Annotated in this window: 3 protein-coding genes and 1 pseudogene; 1 reads left to right on the top strand and 3 read right to left on the bottom strand. The window is 67.1% G+C overall.

The features are described from left to right. Window positions 1-92 precede the first annotated feature (92 nt). Window positions 93-439, top strand: a pseudogene (locus N1028_RS19690) (IS30 family transposase); the annotation flags it as partial. Between the two features lie 72 nt (window positions 440-511). On the opposite strand, the gene N1028_RS19685 reads toward N1028_RS19690, so the two are convergent. The 3 genes from N1028_RS19685 to N1028_RS19675 all read right to left on the bottom strand — a co-directional run. Continuing rightward, complete coding sequence (locus N1028_RS19685) at window positions 512-1,789, bottom strand: cell wall-binding repeat-containing protein (protein ID WP_259531232.1); 1,278 nt, start codon at window positions 1,787-1,789, stop codon at window positions 512-514. Between the two features lie 130 nt (window positions 1,790-1,919). Continuing rightward, window positions 1,920-2,411, bottom strand: coding sequence for a peptide deformylase (locus N1028_RS19680; protein WP_259531231.1), 492 nt, complete (start codon window positions 2,409-2,411; stop codon window positions 1,920-1,922). A 31-nt stretch (window positions 2,412-2,442) separates the two neighbouring features. Further along, window positions 2,443-2,869, bottom strand: a 427-nt coding sequence (locus N1028_RS19675) for a biotin/lipoyl-containing protein (protein WP_310795627.1), incomplete at its 5' end; no start/stop codon positions are given.

The raw sequence follows: 2,869 nt of genomic DNA, 5'->3' as shown, positions 1-2,869 counted from the left end.
CTGGCGGAGGTTCGAGAGCTGCCCGCCCGGGATCTCGTGCGTGTAGACGCGGCCGGTGGGGCCAGGGAGCCCCGACTCGAACGGCCGACGGCGAACACACCGCCGAAGTCGTCCGCGATGTCCTCATCGAGCTGATCCGCACCCTGCCCAAACACCTGCGCGGGTCGTTGATCTGGGACCAGGGCGCAGAGATGGCCGGCCACAAGGCGTTCAAGATCGCGACCCGAGTCCCGGTCTACTTCTGCGATCCCGCCTCACCCTGGCAACGAGTATTGAACGAGAACACCAACGGACTACTGCGTCAGTACTTCCCGAAGAGCACTGACCTGGCCGTCTACGGGCCAGAGGACCTCGAGCACGTCGCGCAGAAACTCAACTGCCGCCCATGCAAAACGCTCGGCTGGAAACTCCAGCCGAGCGTCTGCTAGAACGTGTCTAGTTCAATCGGTGTTGCGACGACCCGTTGAATCCGCCAGGTGGAGGCGCGCTTTCTGACGGGTAGTGAGGAGTGTCAGCAGGAGGTGAGGGACTCCACGGCGGGGCTCAGAGTGGCCGTGCCACCGAGCACGACGATCATCGCGGGCTCGAGGCGCACGATCTCCTGCAGCACCGAGTTCGGCACGCAGCCATTTTTCACGAGGTAGACGGGGCTCTTAGTGACACCGGCCACCGGAGCGGCGCTCAGGGCATCGGCGAAAGCAGTGCCACTCGCGAGGTAGACCGTGCTCACTGTGCCGGGGAACCCCTCCTTGTTGATCGAGACCGCGGCCTCGTAGCGATCCGCGCCGCTGGCTCGGGTCACAGTGTACGACTTCGCCAAGTGCGCTTCGAGAGCCGCCGAGACGGATGCGGGGCCACCGGCGATGCGGAGGTTCTTCACGCCGAGCTTTGTGAGCAACGTGGACTCCTCGGCGGTGAATGAGGTCTGCGATTCACGCACGAGCAGAAGCGGGCCGGTGACCTGGATGGCGGCGGGGGATGCAGAGAGGGCATCGGGAAAACTAGTGCCGGTCGCGAGGTAGGCGGTCCGAGTCTTGGGGCTACCGAACTGCCTATCGGCGATCAGCGCACGTGAGACCGCGTAGCGGTCGGCTCCTCCGATGCGCATGACCTCGCTGTCGGTGTACTTGTCGGCGAGGGTTCTGCGAACACCCTCCGAGAGGCTCGCCTCGCCGCCCACCAGCACGATGTCGTCGGGCCGGAGTCGATCGAGCTGTGCGAGAGTTGCGGCCGGCACTGAATCGCTGCCGGCGAGCAGGAGTGGCGCGTTGTGCAGCCCGGCCACGGAGCCGGCGCTGAGGGCGTCGGGGAATTTTGTGCCGCTCGCGATGTAGACGGTGTCAGCCCCGTCAAACGCCGCCGCGATGTCACCGGCCTGGTCGTAGCGGTCAGTCCCAGCGATTCGCGAGACGGCGCCCGGGGTGCCGACGGTCATCGTGCAGTCGGTGGTCAGGGGCTTCGCGTCTTCGAAGATGCGCTTGACCGTGAAGGTGAAGGTGCCCGTGGCCGTGGGGGTTCCGCGGAAGACATAGGGAGTCTTGGTGTCGCGGTCGCCGGTGAGGAGCACGCCGGCGGGCAGAGCACCCGCCGAGATCTCGATCACGGCGTTGTAGTCGGGCTCGGCCAGCGCGGGTGCCGGCGCGATCGCGAGCCCTGTCAGTGCCTTCGCCTGGGGACAGACGGGGGCTTCGAGCACGGGCACTGCGGATGCGCTCGTGGCCGGCAGGAGCGCAACCACGGTGAGGAGGGCCGCTGCGAAGACGCCGTGGCGGAAGGGACGGAGTTGCATGGATCGGATCGCTTTCTCGAAGAGTGAGGGTGGGTGACCTCTCACCTTCGCGGCGCATCCGCCTTGAGTGTTATGGGCAATTACTACTCAGAACCTGCGATCCCATCGGCTGCACAGAACCGCCGACGACTCAGAACCAGGGCGCCTCTCGCACCTGGCGCATGGCCTCGCGGCGGGTGGGCTTGTCGAGGCGGTCGAGGTAGAGGAGGCCGTCGAGGTGGTCGGTCTCGTGCTGGAGCGCTTGGGCCAGGACGCCCGTGCCGGCGACCTCGACGGGATTGCCGTCGAGGTCGATACCGGTCGCGCGGGCGAAGGGGTGGCGGCTGGTCTTGAACCAGAGGTCCGGCACCGAGAGGCAGCCCTCATCGACGAGCTCGGGCTCGCCCGAGACCTCGACGAGCACGGGGTTGATGATGTAGCCCACCTCACCGTCGACGTTGTAGCTGAAGGCGCGGAGATTCACGCCGATCTGCGACGCGGCGACACCGGCACGGCCGGGCACCTTGACGCTGTCGAGGAGGTCTTCGATGAGGCCCCGCACCCGGTCGTCGATGTCGACGACCGGGTCGGAGACGGTCTTGAGAACGGGATCGCCGAAGATGCGGATCTCTCGTACGGTCACTCTGGTGCTGCCTTCGTTGTCGGGAGCGCGCTCAGGCGCCGGGGGTGACGACGACCAGGAGGTCGCCGGCTTCGACTTGCTGGGTGGCCGGGATGGCGAGGCGGGAGACGGTGCCCGCCACGGGGGTCGTGATGGCCGCTTCCATCTTCATGGCCTCGATGGTGGCGACGGCGTCGCCCGCGGCCACGACGGCGCCCTCGGCGACCTTGAGGGTCACGACGCCGGAGAACGGGGCCGCTATCTCGCCCGGCCGTCCGGCATCCGCTTTCTCTGCGGCCTTGGTCTCGACCTTCACGGATCGGTCGCGCACGTTGACGGGGCGGAGTTGACCGTTGAGGGTGGTCATGACGGTGCGCATGCCCTTCTCGTCGACCTCGCCGATGGCCTCGAGCCCCACGAACAGGCGCACGCCGGTCGAGATCTCGACGACGTGCTCCACGCCCTGGGTGAGGCCGTAG

It is taken from the genome of Herbiconiux oxytropis (genome assembly GCF_024979315.1).
Classification (GTDB): Bacteria; Actinomycetota; Actinomycetes; order Actinomycetales; family Microbacteriaceae; genus Herbiconiux; species Herbiconiux oxytropis.
This window is presented reverse-complemented; position numbering and strand designations above follow the sequence as displayed.

Excerpts from the sequence above, each read along its gene's own strand:
- N1028_RS19685 (WP_259531232.1), bottom strand. The coding sequence starts at position 1,789 with ATGCAACTCCGTCCCTTCCGCCACGGCGTCTTCGCAGCGGCCCTCCTC.